Raw genomic sequence first — 811 nt, forward strand, 5'->3', positions numbered from 1 at the left:
CGCTTCATGTGGCTTACCGGCAACGTTACTCCTGACCATAATACCATCAACCGTTTCCGCAGCAGCCGGCTGAAGGATGTACTCAAGACAATATTTGCCACCATCGTGAAGTTCCTCGTGTCGGAAGGTTTTGTAAGTCTGGATGTGGCCTGTACCGACGGAACGAAGATAGAGGCGAACGCCAACCGTTATACGTTCGTCTGGGGTAAGTCCATACATACGCGCATATCCAGAATCGCGGAACAGCTTGAAGAGATATGGCAGTACGCCGAGTCCGTCACCAAGCAGGAACTGCGTGATTCCGCTCCCATCACATATCAAGATATCACTCCGGAGAAAGTTGAAAAGGCGCTCTGCCAGATAGATGATGCTCTGAACGGAGTGGATGCTGACAGGAAAATGAAAGCGAAAATAAGACGTGTAAGGAAGTCATGGCCTGAACAGCTCAGGAAATATGAAGCACAGGGAAAGAAACTTGACGGACGCAACAGCTACTCAAAGACAGACAATGACGCCACTTTCATGCGCATGAAAGAGGATCATATGAGGAACGGACAGCTCAAGCCCGGATATAATCCTCAGATAAGTACCAATAAACAGTTTATCCTGAACTATACCATCCATCAGTGCGCGGGTGATACCTCCACCTATCCCCTGCATATGGATGACTTCCACTCCCTTTACGGCAGATACCCTGACGTATCTGTCTGTGATGCCGGATACGGAAGCGAGGAGAACTATCTGTACGCTTTCAGACATGGCATTGAAACCTTTATAAAGTACAACTATTTTCATAAGGAACAGAAAAGGA

At 47.7% G+C, this 811-nt stretch carries 1 protein-coding gene; it reads left to right on the forward strand.

Annotation, left to right across the window (positions count from 1 at the left end; genetic code table 11):
• Positions 1-811: transposase (locus H3001_RS19160; RefSeq protein WP_181215802.1), on the forward strand; the 811-nt coding region annotated here is incomplete at both ends.

This window comes from Phocaeicola faecicola (assembly GCF_013618865.1).
Lineage (GTDB): Bacteria > Bacteroidota > Bacteroidia > Bacteroidales > Bacteroidaceae > Phocaeicola > Phocaeicola faecicola.